This window comes from Alsobacter sp. SYSU BS001988, assembly GCF_054796215.1.
On record NZ_JBTAMK010000039.1, the window covers coordinates 1 to 4295 of the forward strand.

Below are 4295 nucleotides of genomic sequence, written 5' to 3' on the forward strand. Positions count from 1 at the left end.
TTCGTTTGTGGGTCTCCCAGGTCGTCGCTGAGGCGGAGGCGCGTGCCGCCTTACGGCCGCATCGCAAAAACCAGTTGCAAAAGCTGGGGGTCGGGCGAGGCTCAATCTGACGAGTTTTAGGAGGGGACTGCATGCGCATTGGGGTCGCACGGGTCAGCACACAGGGACAGGATCACACGCTCCAGATGGACGCCCTCAAGGCGGCTGGATGCGAGCGCATCTTCACCGAGACGGTGAGCGGGATGCGCAAAGATCGTCCCGAGCTTCGGGCTGCGCTGGACTTCGCCCGCGAGGGTGATGTGATCGTGGTTTACAGCCTGTCGCGGCTCGCCCGCTCGGTCAGCAACCTCCTCGGCATCGGTGACGAACTTCAACGGCGGAAGATCGGGCTTAAGTCCCTGACCGAGGCAATCGACACGACCAGCCCGGCCGGGCGCTTTGTGTTCACCCTCTTGGGGGCGCTCGGGCAGATGGAAGTCGAACTCCTGAGGGAGCGGACGAAGGCGGGACTTCAGGCCGCCCGCGCCAGGGGCCGGGTCGGAGGCCGCCCGAAGGCTCTCGACCCAACCAAGCTCATGGTGGCCAAGACGCTCCTGGCCGATGGGGTGCTGAGCGTGGCGGAGATCGCCGAGCACATTGGCGTCGCGCCCTCGACCCTGTACCGGGCCTTGCCGGGTGGCCGTAGCGCCCTGGCGGCTTAGCCAACAGGCCACACCCTGGGGCTGTCACGGGGAGCATATTGCCGCCTCGGAGAGGGCTGGGAGATCTAGGTTCCGGCCAGCATTCTTGGGTGCGGCTACTCAATGAGCGAAGCGGCCCGGATTGCTCCGGGCCGCCACTTTCCATCAGCCCTTCATGGCGTGCGCAAACTTTTGCTCGTCACACAGTCTTGCCGCCATTTCTACCTTCAAGAGGGGGAACAGGGCGTTGAACTTTTGAGAGTCCCGGAGCCTCTTGAACTTCACCCTGACGAAGTGGTGGTTCGCCTCAATCCGCCAAGTGTCTTTATAATCTGTAACAACCGATGCGACCTCGATCATTGCCGAGGTGACTTCACCCAACTCCTTTGATCTGCCGAGAACGAGCATCATAGAACGGTACTTAAACATGATTTCCTTCTAATATCTGGCCCTCACTATTGAGGAGCACGGCCAAACGCCGATGTCCTCACCATACCTAGTGGCCATCCTCGGGGTCAAAATTCTTGTGGCGGTCGCGGTCGATTTTCCGGGCTGAAGTCGCTCCTTTCCGCCGTTGATCGCGGATTCACGGAGCCGAGCCCTTTGGCCGAGGTCGCCTACATGGTGGCGCGGTCAACGATCTTGGGGTGCGACGTGAAGCGGCCCGGACGGAGGTCATCCGGGCCGCCATTCTCTCACTTGAGCCTGCCGCGCCTGCTCAGGCTCTTCATGATCTCCTTAATCTCTCGGCGTCGTTCAGCGGGACTGTGGGCGTAGACGGCCTCTTGGTGCAGCCGAACTCGGATCTCGCCATCGTCCAGCCCTGCTGCCTTAAAGGCTGCTCCGAGCTTAAAGAAGCCGACGTGCCCCATGCCGGGCGGGGTGGAACGCCACGTCTCGACAGCCTTGCTGACGGCCGCTTCGCGCCGGTTCACGCCAGCATCGGCCTTGAGGGTGATGAGGGCGGATCGCAGTTCGGCCGCCTTCGAGGACTGGGCGGCGGCCATCATCTCCGGGAACAGCGGCGGCTTTGTCTGCCGGATGTTCTCACTTGCCATGGTCACCGGCACCGGTTCGGGTTCAGGCAGGAGCGGCAGGATGCAGTTCTCGATCCACTCGATGATGTCGAGCGGGCCGCGCTCGGGGGCATCCTCGCCGGAGTCCTTGAAGAAAGAGTCGGCCGGATTACGGGCCTGACAGGGCAAGTAGAACAGGCTCGCCGCGTTGAACTTCGACTCGTCGAACCCATGTCGGCGAGGGTTCTTGAGGCCAGTCCTCTTGTCCAGTTGGAGCTTGCCCCAGAACCCCGCGCCGTTCAGCACCCGCTCGATCTGGCGCATGATCAATGCGTGAACGTCAATGCTGAGCGCCAGCGTCGTCGGGATGAAGGCCCGCCAACGCGGCTTCTCCGGCGTGTGGCTGGCCGTGTTCCAGACCACGATGCGCAGATACGGGAAGAAGCCCGCAAACGCCTCCGGGGTGAGGTCGCCTCCGTCGTTGTCCAGCCAGATCCCGCGCAGATGCGTGACATTGTCCAGCCCGCGTGAAGTCGCCGCTGCCTTGTCGGGATCGAAGTGGGCGGGCGAGAAGACGCCCGCGTCCTCCTTGGCCACCACGCGGCCATGCAGATCCCGGAGGGCCGCGATGAAGGAGGCGTCGTCCTCGTAATCCACGTGGTCGGGCTCGTTGTCGTAAATGGAGCCGAAGAGCGATCCGCTCGTGTGGGGCGTGACGGAATCACTTCTAAGAGAGGTGTTTTCGTCACGCGTGAACTCGCGCATTTCCTCCCGCACATGCCGGGCCAGGAACGGATAGCGGCCCACCACCAGGGAGGTCCCATTGATCAGGTCCACCTGGGCGAGCAGCTTGCGCTTCTCGCTGTCGCGATGGGCCTTGGCCTTTTCCGCGTTGCTGGCGTGGAGCCGCTTGCGGCCCTGCTTGCCCTTGCGGGGCAGAAGGCCCAGCCCCGGCAATGGCTCGACCTGGGCTCCAGGGAAGAGCGCCGCCAGCCAGTCGGCCGTGTCGTGGTCCATGACCACGATGCGCTTTGGCGTTGTGTCCAACGGATTCCTGATCGAGCACCGCATGACGGCCTGATAGACCGCCGTCCTATAATGGGCGGTCCGGACCTGATCCCCATCGATCCCGTGCGCCTCCATGAAGCCGAAGTGCGCCGGAGGTGGGTTCAACGCCGACAAGACCACCACGCCGTGCAGGTGCTGGTAGCTATTCAGCCCATGCGGCGTGTTGGGCAACCGCTCCGCATGATCCGGGAAGAAGGTGGCGGGCACATCCTTGTTGCCCATCCAGGCGAAGGGCTCGCCCTTGAACAGGTCCAGCACCGCACCCTTAATCTGGTCCAGGACCTTGGCCTGCCCGCCGTCGGCGTTCTCAGCCGACTTGTCTCGGTACCGCTTCGACCAGGGCTCTTCGCCCGCGTAATAGATGGTGATCAGGCCGCCGTTCTCGTGCTCCTGATAGCGCAGATGCCGATTAAGGCCCTTTACCGGATTGAAGCTGACGCCCTTCGCCATGAAGAGCCGGTAAAACATGGTGTCCTCAAAACAGGCCGAGGCCACGACGGTCCGCTTGAAGCCATCGAAGATGGAGGGCCTCAGCAACGAGTAGGTGCGCAGCGATCCTCCGCCTTTGCTCCCCACCAGCCGCCCGAACTGGCCCTGGTCGGCGAACACGTCCCAATCGGCCGAGGCGACACGGTGAGCGACGGGACCGAGGACCTTCAGAAGGTCATCGCCATTCACGTTCTGGGCGATCTTCTTGACGGTCATCAGTCGTCCTCCCCGCCAAGAGCCGTCAAATCCTCGTTGGCCAGCAGCGTTCCGTAAGCCGCCCCGCCGGGGATCAGAGTGAGGTAGGGGGTAAGCAGATGATGCGTGTCGTGGAGGTTCAAATCCTCGAACACATCGACCGGAGGCACTTCATCCATGAGGAGCACCCAGTCGCGCTTCCGCTCGAAGTACGGCGTCCTAAAGAACGCCGCATGGGTGATGAAGAGCACCTCGCCCCGCTCCGGCTCGGCAGCGCGGAAGTACTCCACAATCTCCGCCACAACCGACTTGTCGTTCGGCACGGTCTCGCCATGAAGAGCCCTGACCTTATAGGCCGGGTTCAACGGTTGAATCTCGTTCTCCAGGGTGGCCGTGATGAGGTGCATGGTGGGCTGCACGAACAGCACCTTGTGGCCATGGCGGGCCAGCCGATCTGCATGACGGCTAAGGGCACGTGTCTTGCCCGCGCCCGCCAGCGCGTCAAAATAATCAATGAACATAACGATCCTTCACAATATCTAGGCACAAAAAAACCCGTGAGGGCTGGCGGCACCTCACGGGTCGAATGTCAGGGTCATCTGCTCGGACATGAGCCGGACAAAAACTGTCCAGCCCCATATTTAGCCGCGCCGATGACCGAGACCCCGCCAGGGCCGAGACGCTGAAACCAGCATCCACCCCTACTTATCCAATCGGCCCAACCGGATGCAATATTCTACGCGGGTGCGCGCCCTGGTGGCTGGATGATGGCTGCCAGGGAGCGCTCCACTCCCAAAGCTCTAACAATCTGAACAAAAAACCGCTTGACCCCTATGACGCGGGATCA

At 62.4% G+C, this 4295-nt stretch carries 4 protein-coding genes; 1 reads left to right on the forward strand and 3 read right to left on the reverse strand.

Translation table 11 applies throughout. From position 1 onward, the window contains the following. The first annotated feature begins 131 nt into the window (after positions 1-131). A complete protein-coding gene (locus tag ACYVO7_RS25630) occupies positions 132-701 on the forward strand; it encodes a recombinase family protein (protein ID WP_460452590.1) in 570 nt (189 codons plus the stop codon). 144 nt (positions 702-845) lie between these two features. On the opposite strand, the gene ACYVO7_RS25635 is transcribed toward ACYVO7_RS25630, so the two are convergent. The 3 genes from ACYVO7_RS25635 to ACYVO7_RS25645 form a co-directional block, all read right to left on the reverse strand. Further along, positions 846-1109 (reverse strand): hypothetical protein, encoded by a 264-nt coding sequence (locus ACYVO7_RS25635; RefSeq protein WP_460452591.1) that lies wholly within the window; start codon positions 1107-1109, stop codon positions 846-848. A 266-nt stretch (positions 1110-1375) separates the two neighbouring features. Further along, a complete protein-coding gene (locus ACYVO7_RS25640) occupies positions 1376-3469 on the reverse strand; it encodes a hypothetical protein (protein WP_460452592.1) in 2094 nt (697 codons plus the stop codon). Continuing rightward, positions 3469-3969, reverse strand: a complete 501-nt coding sequence (locus ACYVO7_RS25645) for a DEAD/DEAH box helicase family protein (RefSeq protein WP_460452593.1) — start codon at positions 3967-3969, stop codon at positions 3469-3471. The genes ACYVO7_RS25640 and ACYVO7_RS25645 overlap by 1 nt, the downstream gene beginning before the upstream one ends. Positions 3970-4295 lie beyond the last annotated feature (326 nt).